This window comes from Kitasatospora sp. NPDC036755, assembly GCF_040636595.1.
Lineage (GTDB): Bacteria > Actinomycetota > Actinomycetes > Streptomycetales > Streptomycetaceae > Kitasatospora.
Window position 1 is genome coordinate 1 of the sequence record NZ_JBEZUT010000136.1, and the last position, 21,963, is coordinate 21,963.

At 74.0% G+C, this 21,963-nt stretch carries 19 protein-coding genes and 2 pseudogenes; 10 read left to right on the forward strand and 11 right to left on the reverse strand.

Going from position 1 to position 21,963, the window contains the following annotated elements; genetic code table 11:
- Positions 1-91 precede the first annotated feature (91 nt).
- The gene (locus tag AB0E96_RS21050) at positions 92-982 is read right to left on the reverse strand and encodes a pentapeptide repeat-containing protein (RefSeq protein ID WP_359825788.1); all 891 of its coding nucleotides are present in this window, start codon (positions 980-982) and stop codon (positions 92-94) included.
- A 129-nt stretch (positions 983-1,111) separates the two neighbouring features.
- Here AB0E96_RS21050 and AB0E96_RS21055 point away from each other — a divergent pair, with 129 nt between their 5' ends.
- Positions 1,112-1,768, forward strand: coding sequence for a GNAT family N-acetyltransferase (locus AB0E96_RS21055; protein WP_359825790.1), 657 nt, complete (start codon positions 1,112-1,114; stop codon positions 1,766-1,768).
- 32 nt (positions 1,769-1,800) lie between these two features.
- Here the strand turns inward: AB0E96_RS21055 and AB0E96_RS21060 are convergent, their stop codons facing one another.
- Both AB0E96_RS21060 and AB0E96_RS21065 read right to left on the reverse strand, forming a co-directional pair.
- Entirely contained in the window at positions 1,801-2,649 is an 849-nt protein-coding gene (locus AB0E96_RS21060) for an SGNH/GDSL hydrolase family protein (protein WP_359825792.1), read from the reverse strand.
- Positions 2,650-2,972: 323 nt separating this feature from the next.
- Positions 2,973-3,326 (reverse strand): annotated as a pseudogene (locus AB0E96_RS21065) (helix-turn-helix domain-containing protein); the annotation flags it as partial.
- Between the two features lie 97 nt (positions 3,327-3,423).
- Here AB0E96_RS21065 and AB0E96_RS21070 point away from each other — a divergent pair.
- Positions 3,424-4,638, forward strand: a complete 1,215-nt coding sequence (locus tag AB0E96_RS21070) for a pyridoxal phosphate-dependent aminotransferase (protein WP_359825795.1) — start codon at positions 3,424-3,426, stop codon at positions 4,636-4,638.
- Positions 4,639-4,658: 20 nt separating this feature from the next.
- A complete protein-coding gene (locus AB0E96_RS21075) occupies positions 4,659-4,991 on the forward strand; it encodes a YnfA family protein (RefSeq protein WP_359825797.1) in 333 nt (110 codons plus the stop codon).
- A 115-nt stretch (positions 4,992-5,106) separates the two neighbouring features.
- On the opposite strand, the gene AB0E96_RS21080 is transcribed toward AB0E96_RS21075, so the two are convergent.
- The 3 genes from AB0E96_RS21080 to AB0E96_RS21090 form a co-directional block, all read right to left on the reverse strand.
- Positions 5,107-6,774 (reverse strand): metallophosphoesterase family protein, encoded by a 1,668-nt coding sequence (locus AB0E96_RS21080; protein WP_359825800.1) that lies wholly within the window; start codon positions 6,772-6,774, stop codon positions 5,107-5,109.
- Between the two features lie 210 nt (positions 6,775-6,984).
- A complete protein-coding gene (locus AB0E96_RS21085) occupies positions 6,985-7,239 on the reverse strand; it encodes a hypothetical protein (protein ID WP_359825802.1) in 255 nt (84 codons plus the stop codon).
- 180 nt (positions 7,240-7,419) lie between these two features.
- Positions 7,420-7,836, reverse strand: a complete 417-nt coding sequence (locus tag AB0E96_RS21090) for a (2Fe-2S) ferredoxin domain-containing protein (protein WP_359825804.1) — start codon at positions 7,834-7,836, stop codon at positions 7,420-7,422.
- Positions 7,837-8,041: 205 nt separating this feature from the next.
- On the opposite strand from AB0E96_RS21090, the gene AB0E96_RS21095 reads away from it, so the two are divergent.
- Complete coding sequence (locus tag AB0E96_RS21095) at positions 8,042-9,094, forward strand: AraC family transcriptional regulator (protein ID WP_359825806.1); 1,053 nt, start codon at positions 8,042-8,044, stop codon at positions 9,092-9,094.
- A 261-nt stretch (positions 9,095-9,355) separates the two neighbouring features.
- On the opposite strand, the gene AB0E96_RS21100 is transcribed toward AB0E96_RS21095, so the two are convergent.
- Positions 9,356-11,011 carry an FAD-binding dehydrogenase gene (locus tag AB0E96_RS21100; RefSeq protein ID WP_359825808.1) on the reverse strand — a complete coding sequence of 552 codons (1,656 nt, stop codon included), beginning with the start codon at positions 11,009-11,011 and terminating at the stop codon, positions 9,356-9,358.
- A 383-nt stretch (positions 11,012-11,394) separates the two neighbouring features.
- Here AB0E96_RS21100 and AB0E96_RS21105 point away from each other — a divergent pair, with 383 nt between their 5' ends.
- Positions 11,395-12,333: an SGNH/GDSL hydrolase family protein gene (locus AB0E96_RS21105; protein ID WP_359825811.1), complete on the forward strand. Its 939-nt coding sequence runs from the start codon at positions 11,395-11,397 to the stop codon at positions 12,331-12,333.
- A 124-nt stretch (positions 12,334-12,457) separates the two neighbouring features.
- Here AB0E96_RS21105 and AB0E96_RS21110 read toward each other — a convergent pair whose 3' ends face one another.
- Positions 12,458-13,567, reverse strand: a complete 1,110-nt coding sequence (locus AB0E96_RS21110; RefSeq protein WP_359825813.1) for a HoxN/HupN/NixA family nickel/cobalt transporter — start codon at positions 13,565-13,567, stop codon at positions 12,458-12,460.
- A 292-nt stretch (positions 13,568-13,859) separates the two neighbouring features.
- Between AB0E96_RS21110 and AB0E96_RS21115 the strand changes: the two genes are divergently transcribed.
- The 5 genes from AB0E96_RS21115 (at position 13,860) to AB0E96_RS21135 (ending at position 19,816) form a co-directional block, all read left to right on the forward strand.
- Positions 13,860-14,816 (forward strand): hydrolase, encoded by a 957-nt coding sequence (locus AB0E96_RS21115; protein ID WP_359825816.1) that lies wholly within the window; start codon positions 13,860-13,862, stop codon positions 14,814-14,816.
- Positions 14,817-14,983: 167 nt separating this feature from the next.
- Positions 14,984-16,849: a CocE/NonD family hydrolase gene (locus tag AB0E96_RS21120; protein WP_359825818.1), complete on the forward strand. Its 1,866-nt coding sequence runs from the start codon at positions 14,984-14,986 to the stop codon at positions 16,847-16,849.
- Positions 16,850-16,984: 135 nt separating this feature from the next.
- Positions 16,985-17,911 (forward strand): CPBP family intramembrane glutamic endopeptidase, encoded by a 927-nt coding sequence (locus tag AB0E96_RS21125; protein WP_359825820.1) that lies wholly within the window; start codon positions 16,985-16,987, stop codon positions 17,909-17,911.
- A 22-nt stretch (positions 17,912-17,933) separates the two neighbouring features.
- Complete coding sequence (locus AB0E96_RS21130; protein WP_359825829.1) at positions 17,934-19,220, forward strand: sensor histidine kinase; 1,287 nt, start codon at positions 17,934-17,936, stop codon at positions 19,218-19,220.
- A complete protein-coding gene (locus AB0E96_RS21135; protein WP_359825822.1) occupies positions 19,172-19,816 on the forward strand; it encodes a response regulator transcription factor in 645 nt (214 codons plus the stop codon). Before AB0E96_RS21130 ends, AB0E96_RS21135 begins: the two co-directional genes overlap by 49 nt.
- Before the next feature lie 149 nt (positions 19,817-19,965).
- On the opposite strand, the gene AB0E96_RS21140 is transcribed toward AB0E96_RS21135, so the two are convergent.
- The 3 genes and pseudogenes from AB0E96_RS21140 to AB0E96_RS21150 form a co-directional block, all read right to left on the reverse strand.
- On the reverse strand, positions 19,966-20,880 hold the full coding sequence (locus AB0E96_RS21140; protein WP_359825824.1) for an aminoglycoside phosphotransferase family protein: 915 nt from the start codon (positions 20,878-20,880) through the stop codon (positions 19,966-19,968).
- Positions 20,881-20,928: 48 nt separating this feature from the next.
- Positions 20,929-21,594 (reverse strand): HAD family hydrolase, encoded by a 666-nt coding sequence (locus AB0E96_RS21145; RefSeq protein ID WP_359825827.1) that lies wholly within the window; start codon positions 21,592-21,594, stop codon positions 20,929-20,931.
- Between the two features lie 159 nt (positions 21,595-21,753).
- Positions 21,754-21,963: pseudogene (locus AB0E96_RS21150) on the reverse strand (hypothetical protein); the annotation flags it as partial.

Consider the following 21,963-nt stretch of genomic DNA (forward strand, 5'->3'; position numbering starts at 1 on the left):
GAGGACGGCAAGCAGGCCGTCCTGGTCCCGAACACCAACTGGGACCCGAGCACCGACCCGATCCGCAAGCAGCTCGCGGACAAGATCCTGCTCAGCCGCCGCCACCCCGGCCGTTCCTGGCACCGGCCGCCGGGGCCGGGGCGGTCTCGGGCCAGTGGCCGGGCCGGGTGAGGGCGGCCGGGAGGCGGGTGGTGGCGTCGCCGCGGGCGGCGTCGAGCTGGGCCTGGGTGACGAAGAGCGCCGTGGTGAGGTCCGCGCCGGCCAGGTCGGCGTCCCGCAGGTCGGCGCCGACCAGGTCGGCGAGCCGCAGGTCCGCCCCGGCGAGGTCGGCCGCGACGAGCAGGGCGCCGCGCAGGTTGGCCCCCCGCAGGTCGGCGCCGCGCAGCCGGGCGCCGAAGAGGTCGGCGCCCCGGAGCTCGCGGCGGCGCGGGACCTCGGCCCGGACCAGTTCGCCGGCCCGCAGCAGCAGCTCGCTGACCCGCTGCCGGTGGGCCGGGACGTCGACGGCGAGGATCTCCTCGGGGGTGCCGCCGGCCAGCCGGTCGGTCTCCGCCAGGGCCTGCCGCAGCTCCTCGTGGACGGGGAGGGCGGGGGCGAAGGTGAGCGCCTCGGTGAGGTACCGCAGCAGCTCGTGCAGCTGCCGCACGACCGGGAAGACGTCGAACATCGCCTTGGCGCTGTCCGGCTCCTCGCGCCAGCTGCGGCCGCCGAAGGTCACCTGGGAGACCCGCTGCCCGGCGCCGAAGCAGTCGTAGACGGTGCAGCCCTGGAAGCCGCTCTCGCGCAGCCGCACGTGGATGCCGCAGCGGAAGTCGGCCTGGAGGTTGTGGCAGGGACTGCCGGGCAGCTTGTTCATGGCGAAGTCACCGCCGGCGGAGAACGGCAGGGCGACGCAGCAGAGCCCGAAGCAGTCGGCGCAGTCGGACTGGAGCGGGGTCGGCGCGGCCGCCGTGGGGTCCTGCGGCGACTCGGTCTCGCGCACGTTCCGGGGTCCTTCCAGCGACGGGCGCCGGGCGGCGCCGTGAACCCGGAAATCCTACTGGGCAGACGCCCCTCGACGTCTGTAAGGTATGAATCCCGATAGAGACCATTACAAACGGGGGTGGGCGTCATGCAGGACCCGAACACCGGGGAACTCGTCCGGATGTGGATCGCGGGCTGGTCCGTGTCCCGCGGCTCCGCCGACCCGGTGGACCGGCCCTGGGGCTGGAGCATCGACGTCGGCGCACCGGTCGGCGAGGTGGGTCGGCACGTGCTGCCGGAACCGACCGAGGCCGATGTCCGCAAGCTCGGCGAGACCGTCACCGCCCCGGGCACCTGGCTGAAGCTGTTCGCCGAGGACGCCACCGTGCGCCCCTGGCTGGACGAGCGGTGGCGGCTGGACGCGCCGGGCTTCCTGATGAGCGTCCCGCTCGCCGCCGAGCGGCACGCGGCCCCGGCCGGGTACACCGTGACCACCTGGGAGCGGGGCGGGGTCCTGCGGGTGCTGGTGCGCACCGAGGAGGGGCACCTGGCCGCACGCGGCCAGGCGGGCCTGGCCGGCCCGGTGACCGTACCGGACCAGATCACCACCGTGCCTGAGCACCGCCGCCGGGGCCTGGGCGCCCTGGTGATGCACACGCTCCAGTCCGCCGCGCACGCTCGGGGCGCGCGCACCGGCGTGCTGGTCGGCACCCCGGAGGGACAGGCGCTCTACACCGCGCTCGGCTGGACCACCCACGCCCCGATGGCGAGCCTGGTCCTGGAGCCGGCCGGCCCCGAGTCCTAGAATCCCGGCCCCGGCCCCGGCCCCGGCTGCGGCTACGACTGCGGCTGCGGCTGCGGCTGGTACGGCAGCAGCTCCGGCCGCTTCGCCGGGCGGCCGTCTCCCGAGGAGCGGCCGGTGAGGCGGCGGCCGATCCACGGGCCGACGTGGGTACCGAGCCAACGGGCGTCCTCGCGCAGCCGCTCGGCGCGGCCGGCCCGGTCGGCGGCGGGCAGCGGGGCGCGCCAGTCGAAGGCCGCGGGGCGGCCGAGCGCCTCCAGCACGCCCTCGGCGACCCGGCGGTGGCCCTCGGGCGACAGGTGGAGGCGGTCCTCGGCCCAGAGCCGGCGGTCGTCGAAGCAGGGCGCGGAGAACAGGTCGACCACGGCGAAGCCGTCCTGGCCGCCCAGTTCCTGGACGAAGCCCTTCATCCGCAGGATGGTCGGCAGCAGCCGGGTGCTGCCCGCCATCCGGCGGGTGGGGTCGGTGCTGGTGAACAGCACGACGGTGGCGCCGGTGGCGCGCAGTTCGGCGGCGCAGCGGCCGAGCTGCCGCTCGACCTCGTCGATGTCGCAGCCCGGGCGCAGCACATCGTTGAGGCCGCCGGCCAGGGTGACGAGTTCGGCGCCCATCGCGGCGGCGGTGGCGAGCTGCTCGTCGTGGATCTGGCCGATGAGCTTGCCGCGGACGGCGAGGTTGGCGTACCGGAAGCCGGCGCCCTCACCGCTGTTCTCGGCGGCGCCCTCACCGCTGCCCCCGGCGGCGTGCTCGGTGGCCAGGGCCTCGGCGACCCGGTCCGCCCAGCCCCGGTAGTGGCCGTCCGGCAGCAGGTCGTCGCACATGCCCTCGGTGAAGGAGTCACCGACGGCGACGTAGCTGGCGTAGCTGCGGTAGGGGGTGGGCACGGGCTGGCCTCCGCTCTCCTGGACCGATTCCTGCGGTTCGACGGTCCGACGATCGTACGTCCGCACCGGCCCGGGGCGGCGGCCGGGCCCCGGCGCCCATCGCACGTCCGGTACCCGTTCATCGGCCCGCGCCATCCCGGGCCCGCGGGGCGGCGGTCGGTGACGGGGCCCTGCCGTCGCCCCGTCGCCCCGTCGCGCGGAACGCCTCCGGAACGCCGCCGGGGAGCCTCCGGGGAGCCGTCGGACCACCGGTCGGGGCGCACGAGGCACCCGCCGCGCCCGGTCGGCCGTCAGCCGGCCGCGACCTCCGCCTTCGGCGGCGTGAACCAGTGCTCGCGCACGGCGTCGGTGGGCCGCTGCTCGCCGAGGGCGGCCAGGCCCCACTCCCCCAGCGCCTCGACGACCGGCCGCAGTTCGCGGCCGCGCCCGGTCAGTTCGTAGACCGTCGCGCTGGCGGGCCGTTCGAGCTTGCGGCGGGTGGCCAGCCCGTCGGCCTCCAGCTGCTTGAGCCGGGCGGCCAGGATGTCGGTGGAGACGCCGGGCAGGTCGGCGTGCAGGTCGGTGTAGCGGCGCGGGCCGCCGAGGAGCTCACGGACGATCAGGAGGCTCCAGCGCTCCCCCACCGCGTCCAGGGCGCGGGCGACGGCGCAGTACTGGTCGTAGCTTCGGCGTGACATGCGGATCAGCATAGCCAAGAGGTTGGACTTTCCAAGTACACACTTGGTAGAACAAAGCTGAAGCAACGGAGCGGTGGTGACGGTCGGGAGGCCGCAGATGGAGTTTCGACAGTCCAGCAAGCTCAATGACGTGTGCTACGAGATCCGGGGGCCGGTGGTCGACCAGGCCAACGCCCTGGAGGAGGCCGGGCACAGCGTGCTGCGGCTGAACACCGGCAACCCCGCCCCGTTCGGCTTCGAGGCGCCCGAGGAGATCATCCAGGACATCATCCGCAACCTGCCCCGGGCGCACGGCTACAGCGACTCGCGCGGCATCCTGCCGGCCCGCCGGGCGGTGGTGCAGTACTACCAGCAGCGCGGGGTCCAGGGCGTCACCGTCAATGACGTCTACCTCGGCAACGGCGTCTCCGAGCTGATCCAGATGGCCGTCACCGCGCTGGTGGACGACGGCGACGAAGTGCTCGTGCCGATGCCCGACTACCCGCTCTGGACGGCGGCGGTCCGGCTGGCCGGCGGCAAGGCCGTGCACTACCTGTGCGACGAAGAGGCCGAGTGGTACCCGGACCTGGACGACATCGCCGCCAAGATCACCGCCCGCACCAGGGCGATCGTCGTCATCAACCCCAACAACCCCACCGGCGCGGTCTACCCGAAGGAACTGCTGGAGGGCATCCTCGACCTGGCCCGCCGCCACCACCTGATGGTGCTGGCCGACGAGATCTACGACAAGATCCTGTACGACGGCGCCGAGCACCACTGCCTGGCCGCCCTGGCCGACGACGTGCTGACCCTCACCTTCAACGGCCTCTCCAAGTCCTACCGGGTGGCCGGCTTCCGCAGCGGCTGGCTGGTCGTCTCCGGCCCCAAGCAGCACGCCACCGACTACCTGGAGGGCCTGACCATGCTCTCCGGCATGCGGCTGTGCCCCAACGTCCCCGCCCAGTACGCCGTGCAGGCGGCGCTCGGCGGCCACCAGTCCATCAACGACCTGGTACTGCCCTCCGGCCGGCTCACCGAACAGCGCGACATCGCCGTCAAGGCGCTCAACGAGATCCCCGGCGTCAGCTGCGTCAAGCCCAAGGGCGCGCTCTACGCCTTCGCCAGGCTGGACCCGGCCGTGCACCGGATCGTCGACGACGAGCGGTTCGTGCTGGACCTGCTGCTGCGCGAGAAGATCCACGTCGTCCAGGGCACCGGCTTCAACTGGCCCCGCCCGGACCACTTCCGCTTCGTCACCCTGCCCCGGGCCGACGACCTGGAGACGGCCATCAACCGGATCGGGCGATTCCTCGCCACCTACCGCCAGACCTGAGGCACGTAGGCTGGGCGGCCATGACCGTCCTGCGCTCCATCGCCCTGTTCGCCCTCGCCGCGCTCGCCGAGATCGGCGGCTGCTGGCTGATCTGGCAGAGCGTGCGCGAGCAACGGCCGTGGTGGCTCGCCGGGCTGGGCGTGGTGGTGCTCGGCGCGTACGGCTTCGTCGCCGCCCTGCAGCCGGACAGCGACTTCGGCCGGGTGCTGGCCGCGTACGGCGGGGTGTTCGTGGCCGGCTCACTGCTGTGGGGCATGGCCGTGGACGGCTTCCGGCCGACCCGCTACGACGTGCTGGGCGCGCTGATCTGCCTGGCCGGGGTGGGCGTGATCATGTACGGCCCCCGGCGCTGACCCGGCTCCGAACGCACCGGGGCCCCGGCACCGGACCTCCGGCGCCGGGGCCCCACCGGCCCTACGGGACCAGGGACTCGTCCCACCACGGGCGTCGTCCCATCAGGGGCGAGTCCTACCAGCCCCAGCCGCCGCCCTGGCCGTCGTCGTCGCGGTCCGAGTCCCAGCCCTCGCCGACCTTGCGCAGGATCGTGTAGTTGTCGATCTGCGTGCCGTCCTCGGCCAGCGCGGTGACCTTCATGACCGACTTCTGGCCCAGCTGCTTCGGGGTGACGTCGACCTTGATGAAGGAGTAGCCGGTGTAGCGCACCCGCGACCACTGGATGGTCTCGGGGGTCTTCACCTTGCCCTTGCTCCAGTAGTAGGTCTTCACCTCGTCCTGGTGGTTCTCGTGCCCCTCGTAGGTGTCCGGCACGTCGAACTTGTACAGGCTGCGGCCGGCCGCACCCGCGGTGACGTAGACCACGCCGTCCTTGGCCGGCTCGATGGTGGCGCCGCTCGGCACCTGCTTCGAGACCTTGTTGCCGAGGATCGCGTCGGTGCGCTCGTAGATGTGGTTGTGGCCGTTGATGACCAGGTCCACCCGGTACTTCTCGAACAGCGGCACCCAGGCCTCGCGGACACCGCCCTCGGAGGCGTGCGCGACGGTGGTGGAGAAGGCGCAGTGGTGGAAGAAGACCACGACGAAGTCGACGGTCTCGTCGTTGCGCAGGTCCTTGAGGGTACGCTCCAGCCACTTGGTCTGCTTGTTCGCCGAAATGCCCAGGTTCGCCGGGATCTCGTAGGAGACGTCGTTGGCGTCCAGCGAGATGACGCCGACGTTCTTGTAGCGGAAGGTGTAGACGCCGGGGACGGTGCGCGGGTCCGGGCCGTTGTTCGGCAGGAAGAAGCGGGCGTTCTCGCCGCCGTAGCCGTTCGGCGAGTACCAGGCCTCGATGTCGTGGTTGCCGTACGCGACCATCCACGGGATGTCGGCGGCGACCGTCTCGGTCTGCACCAGGAAGTCGTCCCAGGTCTTCGCGTTGAAGACGGACTTGTCCGGGTCGGTGCCGGAACCGGCCGGGTCGGCGTAGCAGATGTCGCCGGCGTGCAGGTGGAAGGCCGGGTTCTGGGCCTTGATGATGTGGTCGTTGCCGGCCGCGTGCGAGCTGACGCCCTGGTCGCCGAAGGCGGTGAAGGTGAACGGCTCGTACACCTTGCCCCAGCGGTGGTCGCGGGACGGCGCGGTGCGGAAGGTGTGCAGGGTGGAGATCCGCTGCTGCGAGGCCGGGTCGAAGCCCTCGTGGCCGACACCGTAGTAGTAGGTGGTGTCGGGGCGCAGGTCCTCCAGCGCCACGTGCAGGTAGTACTGGTCCACCGGCTGGCTGTTCGGGGTCAGCGCCGGGGTGTGCAGGGCGCGGACCTCGGCCTGGACCTTGTGGCTCAGCTCCCACGGGGTCCTGCCAAAGCGCAGGAACGGCTTCTTGACCGGGGCCGGGACCTGCCAGGAGACGCGGAACTGGGTGTCCGGCTCCGGGCCGAACTGGAGGTGACGGCCGATCGGCGCGACCAGCGAGCCGTCGACGCCGTTCGTCGTGCCACCGGTCAGCAGCTGCGGACCGGCCGGGGCGGCGAAGGCCGTCCCGCCGCCCAGCGCGCCACCGACGGCGACGGCGCCCACCGTCACGGCGCCGGCGCGCAGCATCCGGCGGCGGGAGAAACGGGCCCGCAGGTACTCGTGCTGCTCGGCCATGCTCATGCGGTCGGCAAGCTTGGCCGGCACGCCCATGTTGGGGATATCCATGCGCGGGACTCTTCCAGCGGCGCGTTGATCGCGCACGGACGCCGGGTGAACGGGTCGCAGCGTACCCCCCATTCGAACGCCAATGTTCGACCATGATTCGGTAAAGGACGTGCCCGTACCGTCGTGACGCCGCATCATGGCCCCCGGTGGCCCCACGGACCGGGGCCGGTGTCCGGCCGCCCCCGCGGACGGCCGGCCGGGGCCGGAAGGTCAGCCGGAGGGCTCGTCCCACTGGGTCGCGGTCCGGTTGCCGGTGCCGTCGCAGGTGCGGCAGATCTCGTCCCGGTAGGCGTGCTTGGCGCCGGTCGCGTCCACCCGGTAGCGCACGTACACCCCGGTGCCGTCGCAGAGGAAGCAGTTGCCGCCCCCGCCGCCCACCTCGGTGGTTCCGGTGCCCTGGCAGGTCCGGCAGCTGAGTCCGGCGGTCCGGCCGGTGCCCGCGCAGATGCGGCAGACCGTCGTCATCGGCTTCTCCCTCGCGCGGAACGCGGAAACGGCTGGGCGGCGTCCGGAACGGCCCGACGCCACCGGTCATGGTAGTGGGGAAGGCCCCGGGGCGGACCCGGGTCCGTCGTCGGCGGCCGTGATCTGACGATCAGCCAGTACCTCCGGGGTGCGGCCCCGCTCCGGCGGGCCCCCGCGGCCTCACTCCGGCAGGCCCTCGCGGACCCGCCGGGAGACCGAGATCAGCTGGAGGTCGAGCAGCCCCGGCGGATCGGCGAGACCCGGACCGCCCGCGCGCACCCAGGCGGCGATGTCGTCGATCATCTCGTCCATCAGCACGAAGCCCAGCCACACCGGCCGGCCGCCCGCCGCCCGGCCCTCCGCGGAGGGGCCGACCACCACCACGTTGGACTGGGTGCACACGTCCAGGCACTTGACCGCCCGGACCCGGCCCGCCGAGCCCACCGCCGTCCGCAGCCGCTCGTACTGGCCCGCGTGGTCCACCCCGGGGTGCTTCGCCTCGGTGCCGCAGCAGCAGCCCCGGCAGACCGTGACGGTCACCGGGGCGCCGGCGCCCCGTTCGCGGACCCGGGCACCGTCGCGGTCTCGGCGGCTCATCGGTTCTCCTGACCCCTCCTGGCCGACGGCTCCCTGCGCACCGGCCTCCGCACTGTACCCGGCACCCCACCACCACCCCGGCCGCGGGTCGGATCCCGGTATGACAAGACTCTCAACAGGAGCCCCTCCCTTCGCTTAGGATGCGCACGACTCCGCGCCGACAAGGGGGGAAGCGCGGGTCGCTCTCACGGGCAGGGGGACATCCGTGGCCACCGAAGCGGAACCGAGAACCACCGGAACAGCACCGAGAACCACCGAAGCCGCACCGGGAACCGCCGGAACGGCGCCGCCAGGAGCCGGGACCGGTCCGGTCTCGCTCTACGAGGGGAACAGCATCGAGGAGCTCCGCCACGTGGTGGGCGCCCGGCTGGCCCCGCACCGGCTGACGGTGCGGGGCGAACAGCGGCTCCCGGGCCGGTTCCGCTCGTTCCACGAGGGCCCGGTCGCGCTCTACGACCTCGGGTACGGGGCGCCGGTGCACCTGAGCACCGGGGACCTCCCGGACTTCTACAACGTCATCCTGCCGTACGCCGGGGGCGGCCGGGTCGTCAGCAACGGCACCGAGCTGCCGTCCGCGCTGTCCGTGGCCGGGCCCGGGGACCGGGTCACCATGGAGTGGGACGCCGAGGCCTTGAACGGGGCGCTGGCGATGTCCCGGGAGTCCGTGGAGGAGGCGCTCGCCGTACGGCTCGGCGACCTGCCGCAGGACCAGCTGCACTTCACGCCCGTCCTCGACCCGGCCGACCCGGCCGTCCGGGACTGGCTCCGACTGGCCGACGCCTTCCGCGCGTTCTGCGTCTCGGAGCTGGGCCGCCGGTCCCCGCTGGGCATGCGGCAGTTCGAACGGCTGCTGGTCGACACCCTGCTGGACGCCCAGCCCCACTCACTGAGCCGGACACAGCCCGACCGCGGCCGGGCCCCGCTGCCCGGCCCACTGCGCCGGGCCGCCGACTACTGCGCGGAGCACGCCGGCGAGGCGCTCTCCGTCGCCGACATCGCCCTCGCCGCCCGGGTCAGCCTGCGCACCCTGCGGGAGGGCTTCCGGCGCCACCTGGACACCACGCCGCTGGCCTACCTGCGGCGCGTGCGGCTCGACCGCGCCCACCACGACCTGCTCGCCATCGCCGACGGCCGGGCCCACGGCACGGTGACCGAGGTCGCCTGCCGCTGGGGCTTCACCCACCTCGGCCGGTTCAGCGCGGACTACCGGCGCGCCTACGGACGCTCGCCCTCGCAGACCCTCGGCCGCAACTCCTGACCGCCGCCCGCCGCTTCGGCCCGGGGGCGGCACGTCCGGCCCGGGCCCGACGACCCGGCCCGGGCCCGGCGGCGGACTGTCCGGAAAGATCCGCCGCCCGGGCCGGAAGTGGATAGTCCCGGCCGACGGAGCGCGGGAGGCTTGGACAGGCCGTGCCGGTGCGCCCCCCACGGGGGAGGGGGCGCACCGGGTCGTGGGCCCCGCGCGGCCCTCCCCGACGCGCCCGCACGGCCCGCCGTCCGGCCTCGGCGTGCGCCCGCGCTACCCGACCGCGCGCGCCGCCGCCCGGCCGGCCGTGCGCCCCGAGAACAGGCAGCCGCCCAGGAACGTCCCCTCCAGCGAGCGGTACCCGTGCACTCCCCCGCCGCCGAACCCGGCCGCCTCGCCGGCCGCGTACACGCCCGGCAGCACCTCGCCGTCCGGCCGCAGCACCCGGGAGTCCAGGTCGGTCTCCAGTCCGCCCAGCGACTTGCGGGTCAGGATGTTCAGCCGGACGGCGATCAGCGGGGCGGCGGCCGGGTCGAGGATGCGGTGCGGGGCCGCGGTGCGGACGAGCCGGTCGCCGAGGTAGCGGCGGGCGCCGTGGATCGCGGTGACCTGGAGGTCCTTGGTGAAGGGGTTGGCCAGCTGCCGGTCGCGCTCCTCGACGGTGCGGCGCAGCCCGTCCGGGTCGATCAACGGCCGGCCGGCCTTGGCGTTCATGCCCCGGGCGAGGTCGGCGAGGTTGCCCGCGACCACGAAGTCCCGCCCGTGCCGCAGGTGGCCCCGGACCGGGGCGGGGGCGCCGGGCAGCGCCCGGCCGAGCACGCCGCGCACCGACCTCCCGGTCAGGTCGGGGTTCTGCTCGGAGCCGGAGAGGGTGAACTCCTTCTCGATGATGCGCTGGTTCAGCACGAACCAGGTGTACTCGTACCCGGTGGACATGATGTGTTCGAGCGTCCCGAGGGTGTCGAAGCCGGGGAACAGCGGGACGGGCAGCCGCTCGCCGCGCGCGTTCAGCCAGAGCGAGGACGGGCCGGGCAGGATGCGTATGCCGTGCCGGGCCCAGATCGGGTCCCAGTTCTCGATGCCCTCGGTGTAGTGCCACATCCGGTCGCCGTTGATCAGGCTGGCCCCGGCCCGGCCGGCGATCTCCAGCATCAGTCCGTCGACGTGCGCGGGCACCCCGGAGAGCAGCTTGGCGGGCGGGGTGCCCAGCCGGGCCGGCCAGGCCTTGCGGACCAGGTCGTGGTTGCCGCCGATGCCGCCGGAGGTGACGACCACGGCCTGGGCGCGCAGCTCGAAGCCCCCGGCCACCTCGCGCGAACTGGCCTCGCCCCGGCCCGCCGGGCTCGGCACCAGCACCTCGCCGGTGACGGTGTCGACGGCGCCCGCGGTGGCGGACAGCCCGGTGACCCGGTGCCGGAAGCGCAGGTCCACCAGGCCGCGCGCGGCGGCCGCGCGGACCCTCCGGACGAACGGCTCCAGCAGCCCCGGTCCGGTGCCCCAGGTGATGTGGAAGCGCGGCACCGAGTTGCCGGGCCCGTCGGCGAGGAGGCCGCCGCGCTCGGCCCAGCCGACCACCGGGAAGAACCGCACGCCCATGCCGTGCAGCCAGGCGCGCTTCTCGCCCGCCGCGAAGTCCACGTACGCCTCGGCCCAGCGGCGCGGCCAGGCGTCCTCGGGCCGGTCGAAGCCGGCCGTGCCGAACCAGTCCTGGCGGGCGAGGGCGTGCGAGTCGCGGATCCGCATCCGGCGCTGCTCGGGCGAGTCGACCAGGAAGAGGCCGCCGAAGGACCAGTGCGCCTGGCCGCCGAGTCCGGTCGCGGGCTCCTGGTCGAGCAGGATCACCTTCCGTCCGGCGTCGGCGAGTTCGGCGGTGGCGGCGAGGCCCGCGAGGCCCGCCCCGATGACGATGACGTCGGCGTCCAGGGCCATGCGCAGTCCTCCGTCGCGGCTCGCGGTGGCCGCGCGTCCGGGACGCGCCGCCGCTGTGCGCCCGATACTGCGGCCGGTGGTGACGTCCGGTCAACCGGCGGGCGGGGGGCGCCGACCCGAATTCCGCTCCGGGCCGTTTCGGAATTGCCGCGAAGAGTCGTACGAAGAGTCGTACGGAGAGCCGTGTGAAGCCGCGCGAGGAGCCGCGCGGCCCACCGGCGGGCGAAATGCGAAATGCCGCCCGGCATCCGCCTGACGGAATGTCGGCGATTTCCGCGCACACCATGGACGTCCGGGAAATCCGGCAGTAACTTACCTGCGAGTAGCCACGGCCCGGCCCGGCACGACCCCCACCCGTCGTTTCTCTCCCCCCAGGAGGAACCGTGCTCCGCCCTGCCCGGAAATCCCGGCACCTCCGGAATTCCACCGCCCTCGCCGCGGTCGCCCTCGGCGCCGCGCTCGCGCTCACCTCCACCGCCGCCCAGGCCGCCGCCCCGGCACCGAAGCACTACGTGGCGCTGGGCGACTCCTACGCCGCCGGCGCCGGCGTGCCGGGCCAGTCGGCCGGCCTGTGCCTGCGCTCCGACCGCAACTACGGCCACCTGGTCGCCGACGCCCTCAAGGCGGGCACGTACACCGACGTCACCTGCTCCGCCGCCAAGATCAAGGCGATGACCCAGCCCCAGTACGACGCCTTCATCAGGGTCAACGACCCGCAGCTGGACGCGGTGACCGCCGACACCGACCTGGTCACCCTCGGGATCGGCGGCAACGACCTCGCGGCGAGCGACCTCGGCCTCGGAGAACTGGTCGCCACCTGCATCGCCGGCGCCGTGGTCAACCCGCTCGGCACGCCCTGCAAGGACGTCTACCAGCACGGCCACTGGGACTGGAGCACGATGTCCTGGCAGTACGGCACCGACGACCTGGCCGAGCGGATCCGCACCACCATCGCCCCGCAGCTGGCCGACACCCTCCGGCGCGTCCACGCCAAGGCGCCCGGCGCCCGAGTGCTGCTGGTCGGCTACCCCTCGGTGCTGCCCGCCGACGGGTCGCGGTGCGTCCTGCGCCAGCCGGTGACCCCGGGCGACGTGGAGTACATGCACGGCGTGCTCGACAAGCTGAACGCCGCCCTGGAGTCCACCGCGGCCGCGAACGGCGCGACCTACGTGGACACCGCGACGCCGACCCTCGGGCACGACGTCTGCTCGGACGACCGCTGGATCGAGGGCGCGCTGCCCGGCTCGCCCGCGGTGCCGTTCCACCCGAACGCGACCGGCGAGCGGGTGATGGCGCAGGCGGTGCTCGCCGCCCTGAAGTAGCGCCGCCGCGGTCCCGGCCGCCGCGCACCGGCCCGCGCGGGCCCGGGAGGACGCGCGGGCCCGGAAAACCCCGAGGGGCCGGTGACCCGACCCCGGTCACCGGCCCCTCGGTTCGTCGCGCTCGCTATTCGGACTTCGCGGGGGCGGACGCCCCCGCGGCCAGCCCGGCCGACCACTTCTCCTCGACGTTGCCGAACTTCCAGTAGGCGATCGCGGCCGCCCAGGTGAGCACGAACAGTCCGACGATCGCGTAGCCCACGAAGTTGAGGTCCAGCCCGCCGATCCAGGCGACCGGTCCGCTGGTGATGTCCAGCTTCTCGCCGAGCAGGCCGATCAGCTCGATCGAGCCGATCACCAGCGCGACCAGCACCGAGAGCCCGGTGACGGTCAGGTTGTAGTAGATCTTGCGGACCGGCTTGGAGAAGGCCCACTCGTACGCGAAGTTCATGAACGAGCCGTCGATGGTGTCCAGCAGGCTCATCCCGGCCGCGAACAGCACCGGCAGGGTGAGCAGCGCGTACCAGGGCAGCGAGAAGGCCGCCGCGCCGCCCGCCAGCACCAGCAGGGACACCTCGGTCGCGGTGTCGAAGCCCAGGCCGAACAGCAGGCCGACCGGGTACATGTGCCAGGGCTTGGTGACGGCCCGGGTGACCCTGCCGAGGATGCGGTTCATCAGCCCGCGCCGCTCCAGCTGGCGCTCCAGCTCCGCCTCGTCGTAGTCGCCGTGGCGCATCCGGCGGAAGACCTTGAGGATGCCGTTGAAGGCGCCCAGGTTGATCAGGCCGAGCAGAAGCAGGAAGGTGCCGGAGACGGTGACGCCGATCAGGCCGGTCATCTCGTGCAGCGTCGAGTCGTCGGACTCCAGCTGGCCGGCCAGCGAGCGGATGCCGAAGGCCAGCAGGGCGCAGAGGCCGAAGACGATCGAGGAGTGCCCGAGCGAGAACCAGAAGCCGACCGACAGCGGCCGCTTGCCCTGGCCCATCAGCTTGCGGGTGGTGTTGTCGATGGCCGCGATGTGGTCCGCGTCGAAGGCGTGCCGCATGCCGAGGGTGTAGGCGGTCAGGCCCATGCCGGCGCCGAACACCTGGCCGCCGACGTCGTAGTGCTCCGGCTCGACCAACGCGAGCAGGGTGAACCAGCCGATGACGTGCAGCGCGAGGATGAAGCCGCCCATTCCGGCCAGGCGGATCCACTCCTCACGGGTGAGTCGGTCGCGCCATCGGGGGGCGGTCATCGTCGTGTCCTTTCGGCAGTGCGGTCGAAGCTGGGCCATCTTTCCGCCTCGGTGCGAGCAGTTGCAAGTCATGTGCAATTACGGATTCGTCTCCCCCCGCTCACGCACCGCTTCCGCGCGGCGTGCGCGCCGTTTCCACACGCTTTCCGCGCGCCTCCCGGAGATCGTCACGACCCGTACAAGGCCTCGTAACCTCGCAGGTCTTTCACCTCGCGCTCTACGCGCGGATACTCCCGTTCTACGCGCGAAAACCTGCGCGCCGGCACCTCAACTCCCCACGGAGGAACGGCTCATGACGATCCGTATTCGAACCGCTGCCGCCCTGGCCGGCACGGCGCTGCTCACGGCCGGACTCACCGTCCCCGCCGCCACCGCCGCGCCCGCCCCCGCCACCCCCACCACCAGGGCCGCCTCGGCCACCGCCCCGCACCGGGTGCTGTTCGACAACAGCAAGGCCGAGACCGCGGGCAACGCCGACTGGATCATCAGCACCAGCCAGCCCGACCCGCTCGCCCAGAACGCCAGCCCCACCACCGAGAAGAGCTGGACCGGCGCCCTGTCCGCCTGGGGCGTCGCCCTCCAGAAGACCGGCCAGTACAGCCTGAAGACCCTCCCGGCCGGCTCCACCATCAGCTACGGCACCGGCGCGGCGCTCGACCTCGCCAACTTCGACACCTTCGTGATCCCGGAGCCCAACACGAGGTTCTCCGCGAGCGAGAAGACCGCGCTCATGAACTTCGTGAAGAACGGCGGCGGCCTCTTCCTGGTCTCCGACCACATCAACAGCGACCGCAACAACGACGGCTGGGACTCCCCGAAGATCATCAACGACCTGCTGACCAACAACGGGGTGAACAACAACGACCCCTTCGGCTTCTCGGTCGACCTGCTCAACATCACCACCGACAACCCGCGCGCCGCCAACGCCCCGACCGACCCGGTGCTGCACGGCCCCTTCGGCACCGTCACCGGCTCGATCCTGCGCAACGGCACCACCTTCACCCTCAAGCCCGCCGACAACCCGAACGTCAAGGGCCTGGTCTACCGGACCGGCTACAGCGGCAACACCGGCGCGTTCTTCGTCACCAGCACCTTCGGCTCCGGCCGGGTCGCCATCTGGGGCGACAGCTCCCCCATCGACGACGGCACCGGCCAGTCCGGCAACACCCTGTACAACGGCTGGGACGACCCGGCGGGCACCGACGCCGCCCTCGCCCTCAACGCCACCGCCTGGCTGAGCAAGGCCTGACCGGCGGGCGTCCCCGGGCGGCGCCCGCGCACCGGACGGCACCCTCACCGGGCGGCGCCCGCTCACCAGGCGGCATCCGTTCACCAGGAAAAGGGCCGCTCCCTCCCCTACTGTCGGAATACCGAACACAGTCGGAACGCCGGCGCCCGGGACCGATGGGAGCGGCCATGCCGTCCTACCCCTTCCACACCACCCGCGAGGACCTGCGCATCCCGCTGCCCGACGGCACACGGCTGGCCGCCCGGCTGTGGCGGCCGGTCGGCGCCGAACCCGGCCCCGCCCTGCTGGAGTACTCCGGCGACCGCCTCACCGACCGCACCGCCGCCGAGGACGCCCGCCGCCACCCCTGGTACGCGGGCCACGGCTACACCGCCGTCCGGGTCGACACCCGCGGGCACGGCAACTCCGAAGGCACCCCCGGCGAGCCCGGCGGCGACCAGGAGCTGGCCGACGGCGCCGAGGTCGCCGCCTGGCTCGCCCTCCGCCCCTGGTGCAACGGCCGGCTCGGCCTGCTCGGCGTCGGCACGGCCGGCACCACCGCCCTGCGGCTCGCCGCCCGGACCCCCGACACCGTCGGCGCCGTGGTCACCGCCTGCCCCGAGGGCGGCCACCGGCTCGGCGGGGCCCTCCTCGCCGCCGACCTGCACACCCGGCTCACCGCCCTGGTGGCCGACGCCGCCCTGCCACCGGACCCACGACACGTCGGCGACGCCTGGCGGGCCGCCTGGCTGGCCCGGCTGGAGTCGCTGCGACCGCCCGTCGACGACTGGCTCACGGCCGGCGAGTCCACCGTCCCGGTGTCCGTGCCCGCCCTCGCGGTGGCCGGCTGGGGCGACCCGTCCTGCTCCTTCGTGCTGCGGCTGCTCGCCGAGTCCCCGACCGCGCGCGCCCTGATCGGCCCCTGGCCGCACGGCCTGCCCGAAGCCGCCCTGCCCGACACCCTGCGCTGGTGGGACCACTGGCTGCGCGGCGTCGACACCGGCGCCCTCAAGGAACCCGCCCTGCGCAGCTGGCTCAGCACCCGCTGGACCGGCGACGAGGCCTGGCCCTCCCCCGACGTCCGCGAGATCCACTACGGCCTGGACGGGCCGCTGCGCACCGCCGGCACCGCCGCCCACGACCGGTACGTCCAGGTCCGCTCCCCGCAGCACACCGGCCTCAACGCCGGCGGCTACGTCCCGCACGGCCGCCCCGCCGACCGGCCCCCGGACCAGCGCGAGGAGGACGGCCGCTCGGTCTGCTTCGACTCCCAGCCGCTGCCCGAACCCGTCGAACTGCTCGGCGCCCCGACCGTACGGCTGCGGCTGCGGCTGCGGCTGCGCGAGGACACGGCACCCGCCCAGGTCACGGTGCGGCTGTGCGCGGTCGGCCCGGACGGCACCTCGGAGCTCGTCACCCGGGGCGTCCTCGCCGCCGACGGCCCGGACGCCGAGGTCGAGCTCGCGGCCTGCGCCCGGACCGTCCCGGCCGGGCACCGGCTCCGGCTCGCCCTCTCCTCGGTCTACTGGCCCTGGGTGTGGCCCCCGGCCGAGGACACCGGGTTCGGCGTCGACCCGTCCCGCTCCACCCTGAGCCTGCCGGTGCGCCACCTCGCCGCCGACGTCGGCGCCCCGACCGTCACCTTCGAGGACCCGGACCTGCCCGAACCGCTCGACATCCACCTCACCGAACCGCTCACCGCCCGGCCCGAACACCTCACCGTGCACGACATCGGCCGCCACGAGTGGCGCACCGAGCTCTCCCCCGCCGACGACGGCACCCGCACCCACCCCGACGGCCTGGTCCGCGACGAACACACCGTCACCGCCTACCGGGTGCTCACCGGCGCCCCGCTCAGCGCCCAGGCCCGCACCGACCGCACCGTCCGGCTCGAACGGCCCGACATCGGCTGGGACGTCACCGTCCAGACCCGCACCCAACTGCGCTGCGACGCCGGGCACTTCCTCAGCGTCGTACAGCTGCGAGCACTGGAGGCGGGCTCGGTGGTGTTCACCCGGGAGTGGCAGCACCGGGTGCCCCGGGACCGCCCCTGACCCCTCCCGCGCGTCCGCACCCGGGGGTGTGCCTGGACCCACCCCGAAGTCGACAGCTACACGCAATGCCCGGGGGCGCGCCGAGCGGGATCGTCGACGGTGACGGCGAACGGCGATCACCCGGGGGTGGGCGGCATGCGGACGGAACACGAGCCGGTGAAGGCGGCGACGACGGCGGCGAGGACGGCGGCGACGACGGCGGCGAGGACGGCGGCGACGGCGGCGACGGCGGCGGCGGAGCCGAGGCAGCGGTGGCGGGCACAGGCGGGGGTGTACCTGCTGGTCGCCTTCCTCGCGGCGGGCCTGTTCGGGGCGCTCCAGCCCGGCACCGGACTCCCCGCCGAAGTCCTGCAGCTCACCCAGTTCGGCCCCGCCGTGGCGGTGCTGACGGTGGCCCTGCTCTGGCCCGCGCGGACCGGGGAACTGCTGCGCGGCGCGCTCCCGGGCCGACCGGCCGGAGGGCGCCGCCCCGGCGGCCGAGGGCGCCCCGCGCCCGGTGCCCGGTTCGGCGGCGCCGCCTTCCCGCTGGTGCTGCTCACCGCCCCCGTGATCATCGCGCTCAGCGCCGGCGGGTACGCGCTGGCGCACGGCGGGGCCGCGTTCACCGATCCGCGCAGCCTCAAGGAGCCCTTCGCGCTGATCGTCGCGGCCCAGTTGCTCGGCGCCTGCGGTGAGGAGATCGGGTGGCGCTGCCTGCTCCAGCCGCTGCTGCGGACCAGGTTCGGGCCGCTGCCGGCCTCGGCGCTGGTCGGCCTGGCCTGGGCCGGCTGGCACGTGCAGGCCTTCGCGCAGGGGCCGGTGTACGCGGGCGGGTTCCTCGTCGCCACGGTCTCGATGTCCGTGGTGCTGGGGCTGGCCCAGGAACGGGTGCGGAGCAACCGGCTGCTGACCGCCGGCGGCTTCCACACCCTGGTCAACCTCGGCATGCTGCTCTTCACGGCCGAAGGCTCCGCACTCGCCATGGTGACGCTCGCCGGAGCCTGCCTGCTCACCGCGGTGCCCTGGGCGCTCCGGACGCCGGCGGCTACGATGACGGCGTCGGCGGCGCACGGGGCGCACTGAGATGACGGATCGACAGGTGGCCATGGCAAGGGGGGAGAAGGGCCTCCGCGGCCTCCGCAGCGGCCTGGTCGCCGCCGGACGGTGCCAGCTCCTCGCACTGGCGACACTGCCGGTCGCCGCGACCAGCCTCCTGGTGATCGGCGTGCTCACCCTCGTCCCGCTCCGGATCGGCGTCACCCTGCTGCCGTCCGCGGCCCGCCGGCTGCGCCGGCTGACCGACCGGTACCGGCTCCGGGCCGTCGAGTGGTCGGGCGTGCCGGTCGGTCCTTCCGACCCGCCTCCCGCCGGGCCCGCCGACTCCGCGTTCGGCGCCGGCATCCTCAGCACCGAAGGCTTCTGGCGCGACCTCCGCTGGACCCTGCTCGAACCGTGGATCGGCGGCACGCTGGTCGCCACGCCGCTCTGGCTCGGCTACTACGGACTGTTCGGCGCGGTCGTCCAGCCGTTCATCTGGCGGCTGGTCGACGACCAGAACTGGTACGCCTTCGTGCACGTCCACTCCACCGCCGAGATGCTGGCCGCCGCCCTGCTCGGCGCGGCCTTCACCGTCGGCGCGCTCCGGCTCGCGCCGACCGCCCTGCGCTGGCACGCCCGGTGGACCCGCCGGGCGCTCACCGCCCCGCGCACCAGCCGACTCGAGCAGCGCATCGCGGAGTTGACGGAAACCCGGGCCGACACGCTGGACGCCCAGGCCGCCGAGCTGCGCCGGATCGAGCGTGACCTGCACGACGGGGCGCAGGCGCGCCTGGTCGCCCTCGGGCTCACCCTGGACGACGCCACCCGGAAACTGGACTCCGATCCGACCGCCGCCCGCGAGCTGCTGCGTCAGGTCCGCGCCACCTCCGAGCGGGCCCTGCGCGACCTGCGGGAGCTGGTGCACGGCATCCATCCGCCGGTGCTCGCGGACCGGGGCCTGGGCGACGCGGTGCGGTCCCTGGCGCTGGACAGCTTCCTCGACGTGGACGTGGCGGTGGCGCTGCCCGGCCGGCTGCCTCCGCCGGTCGAGTCCGCCGGGTACTTCGCGGTCGGGGAGCTGCTGGCCAACGCGGGCAAGCACGCCGGTGCCGGCCGGGTCCGGATCGGCCTGGAGCACGCGGACGGCGCACTGCGGATCACGGTCACCGACGACGGCCGGGGCGGCGCGGACCCGGCCAAGGGCAGCGGCCTGCGCGGCATCCAACGCCGGCTGAGCAGCTTCGACGGAACCCTCGCCCTGCACAGTCCGCAGGGCGGACCGACCACCGCGACCCTGGAGATACCGTGCGCGTCGTCCTTGCCGAAGACCAGTTCCTCCTCCGGGACTGGCTGATCAGGACCCTCCGGGACCACGGCTGCGACGTGGTCGCCTCGGTGGACAACCGCCCCGAACTGCAGCGGGCCCTGCGCGAGGAGGAGATGGACCTCGCGATCGTGGACATCCGGCTGCCGCCCACCTATACCGACGACGGCCTCCAGGCCGCCCTCCAGGCCCGCCGCGACCGGCCCGGCCTGCCGGTGCTGGTCCTCTCCCAGTACGTCGACCAGCTCTACGCCCAGGAGCTGCTGGCCGACGGCCGGGGCGCCGTCGGCTACCTGCTCAAGGACCGGGTGACCAACACCGCCCAGTTCATGGACGCCGCCCGTACCGTCGTATCCGGCGGCACCGTGATGGACCCGGAGGTGATCACGAAGTTGCTGACCCGCAGCAAGGCGCGAGGCGCCACCGCCGACCTGACACCGCGCGAGCACGAAGTCCTCGAACTGATGGCCGAGGGCCGCTCGAACGCCTTCATCATGACCAGCCTGCGCATCAGCGAGAGCGCGGTGGCCAAGCACACCACCAGCATCTTCGCCAAGCTGGGCATCGAGGCCTCGGCCGACGACAACCGCCGGGTGCTGGCGGTGCTGGCGTACCTGAAGCCGTAGGAGGGGGGCGGGCCGTCACGGCGCCGGGGGCGGCTCGTCCGAGTGCCGCGCGGGACCGGTGATCGAGCGGCGCCCCCGGCTGCGCGTGGTCGGCCGCGCGTGCCCGGCCGCGCGTGGTCGGTTACGCCTGGTCGGCTACGCGTGGTCGGTTACGCGTGGTCGGCGAGGACCTCGGCGATGACGTGGCGGGCGATGGAGGTCATCCTCGGGTCGCTGTCCCGGTAGTAGGCGACCTCCAGCAGGGCGACGGACAGGGCCCAGCCGCGGGCGCGGTCCCAGGCCGCGTCGTCGGGGGCCGCGGCCGCGCGGAAGGCCTCCCGGGCGGCCGCGGGCAGGACGTACCAGGCGGGGATCAGGTCGACGGCCGGCTCGCCGAGGCCCGAGCAGCCGAAGTCGATGACGGCGCTCAGCCGCCCGGCCGGGTCCACCAGGAGGTTGCCGGGCTGGAGGTCGCCGTGGAGCCAGACCGGGGGGCCGGTGGGCGCGGGGGCGGCCAGGGCGTGCTCCCAGGCGGCGGTCGCGGCGGCGGTGTCGACGAGGTCCGGCACCGCCGCGATCGCCTTCCTGGTCGGGGCGTCACGCTCCGCCAGCGACTCGCCGCGGTAGGCGGCGGGGGCCCCGGCCGGGTCGATCCGGCGCATGGCCGTCACGAAGGCCGCCAAGTCCCGGGCCAGCGGCCCGGGTTCGGCGATCCGGCCGGGCACCGGGGTGGTGCCCTCCAGCCAGCGCAGCACCGACCAGGACCAGGGGCAGCCGTCGACCGGCCCGCCCACCGCCACCGGGACCGGCACCGGGACCGGCAGCCGCGGGGCCAGGCGCCGCAGCCAGACGTCCTCCTTGGCGATCTCCTCGACCACGCCGGGGATCCGCGGGACGCGCACCACCAGCTCCGCGCCCAGCCGGTACATCGCGTTGCTCGTCCCGGCCGGCAGCACCGGCTCGACCGGCAGGCCGGCCCACTGCGGGAAGCACTCGGCGACCATCCCGCGCACCAGCGCCTCGTCGATGTCCAGTTCGTCGGCGTGCAGCTTGCGGGCGGGGGCCGCGGAGTCGGAGGAGGTCATGGTGTCCGACCCTGTCACCCGCGTCCGCGACCGGCAAACGAATTGGCGCTACCCCCGGTGGACCGCGCCCGCCGCGATCAGCCCGGGCAGGTCCCGCATGGAGTCGAAGACCAGGGTGCCGGGGCCGGCCAGGTGATCCGCGGGGGTGACGCCGCCCGCGTAGCCGAGCGCCCGCATCCCGGCGGCGCGGGCGGCCTCGACGCCGGGCCGGCTGTCCTCGACGACCACGCAGGCGGCCGGGTCGACGCCCATCGAGCGGGCGGCGTGCAGGAAGAGGTCGGGTGCGGGCTTGCCGCGCCCGACCTCGGTGGCGCTGAAGATCCGCCCCGCGAAGTGGTCGTGGAGGCCGGTGCGGCCCAGGGTGTGGCGCATCTTCTCGTGGGTGCCGCTGGACGCGACGCAGGTGGGCAGGGTGATCCCGGCCAGCGCCTCCGGCAGGCCGTCCACCGGACTCAGCCCGGCGTCCACGGCCTCGGCGTGCAGGGCGCGGAAGCCCTCGCCCCACACGGCCGCCACCTCCGCCCCGAGCCGCTCGGCGACCAGCGCGTTGCAGGCCTGCTCCGTGCGCCCGACGAAGGTCTCGACCGCCTCCGCCTCGGTGAGCGGCCAGCCGTGCTCCCGGCCCAGCCGCAGCAGGACGCGGATCGCGATCACCTCGGTGTCCACCAGGACACCGTCGCAGTCGAAAATCACCAGTTCGATCGGCTTGGTCATCCGGACAGCATAGGGAGGCACCCTCGGCCCGGCCCGGGTGGCCGGTCGGGCCGGTGGCTCCCGGTGACCGACGCCCGGTGGCCGACCCCCCGGTGAACGGCGCCCGGTGAACGGCGGCCCACGGACGGGTCCCCGGTCACCGGGCGCGCGGTGTCGGCGTCAGCCGGTCTGGATGGAGGTGTCGTCGACCACGAAGCTGGTCTGGAGCGAGGCGTCCTCGGTCCCGGCGAACTTCAGCGTGACGGACTGGCCCGCGTAGGACGACAGGTCGAAGGTGCGCTGCTGGTAGCCGGCCGCGGCGTCCACGTTGGAGTAGGTCTTCAGCGCGGTGCCGTTGACCGACACGGTCAGCTTGTCGTACGCGGTGCT

What these genes read in the sequence shown, in the direction of transcription:
- AB0E96_RS21055 (WP_359825790.1), top strand. Translation starts at nt 1,112, where the DNA reads ATGCAGGACCCGAACACCGGGGAACTCGTCCGGATGTGGATCGCGGGC.
- AB0E96_RS21080 (WP_359825800.1), bottom strand. Translation starts at nt 6,774, where the DNA reads ATGGATATCCCCAACATGGGCGTGCCGGCCAAGCTTGCCGACCGCATG.
- AB0E96_RS21110 (WP_359825813.1), bottom strand. Translation starts at nt 13,567, where the DNA reads ATGACCGCCCCCCGATGGCGCGACCGACTCACCCGTGAGGAGTGGATC.
- AB0E96_RS21120 (WP_359825818.1), top strand. Translation starts at nt 14,984, where the DNA reads ATGCCGTCCTACCCCTTCCACACCACCCGCGAGGACCTGCGCATCCCG.
- AB0E96_RS21125 (WP_359825820.1), top strand. Translation starts at nt 16,985, where the DNA reads ATGCGGACGGAACACGAGCCGGTGAAGGCGGCGACGACGGCGGCGAGG.
- AB0E96_RS21075 (WP_359825797.1), top strand. Translation starts at nt 4,659, where the DNA reads ATGACCGTCCTGCGCTCCATCGCCCTGTTCGCCCTCGCCGCGCTCGCC.
- AB0E96_RS21070 (WP_359825795.1), top strand. Translation starts at nt 3,424, where the DNA reads ATGGAGTTTCGACAGTCCAGCAAGCTCAATGACGTGTGCTACGAGATC.
- AB0E96_RS21100 (WP_359825808.1), bottom strand. Translation starts at nt 11,011, where the DNA reads ATGGCCCTGGACGCCGACGTCATCGTCATCGGGGCGGGCCTCGCGGGC.
- AB0E96_RS21090 (WP_359825804.1), bottom strand. Translation starts at nt 7,836, where the DNA reads ATGAGCCGCCGAGACCGCGACGGTGCCCGGGTCCGCGAACGGGGCGCC.
- AB0E96_RS21145 (WP_359825827.1), bottom strand. Translation starts at nt 21,594, where the DNA reads ATGACCAAGCCGATCGAACTGGTGATTTTCGACTGCGACGGTGTCCTG.
- AB0E96_RS21140 (WP_359825824.1), bottom strand. Translation starts at nt 20,880, where the DNA reads ATGACCTCCTCCGACTCCGCGGCCCCCGCCCGCAAGCTGCACGCCGAC.
- AB0E96_RS21130 (WP_359825829.1), top strand. Translation starts at nt 17,934, where the DNA reads ATGGCAAGGGGGGAGAAGGGCCTCCGCGGCCTCCGCAGCGGCCTGGTC.
- AB0E96_RS21085 (WP_359825802.1), bottom strand. Translation starts at nt 7,239, where the DNA reads ATGACGACGGTCTGCCGCATCTGCGCGGGCACCGGCCGGACCGCCGGA.
- AB0E96_RS21115 (WP_359825816.1), top strand. Translation starts at nt 13,860, where the DNA reads ATGACGATCCGTATTCGAACCGCTGCCGCCCTGGCCGGCACGGCGCTG.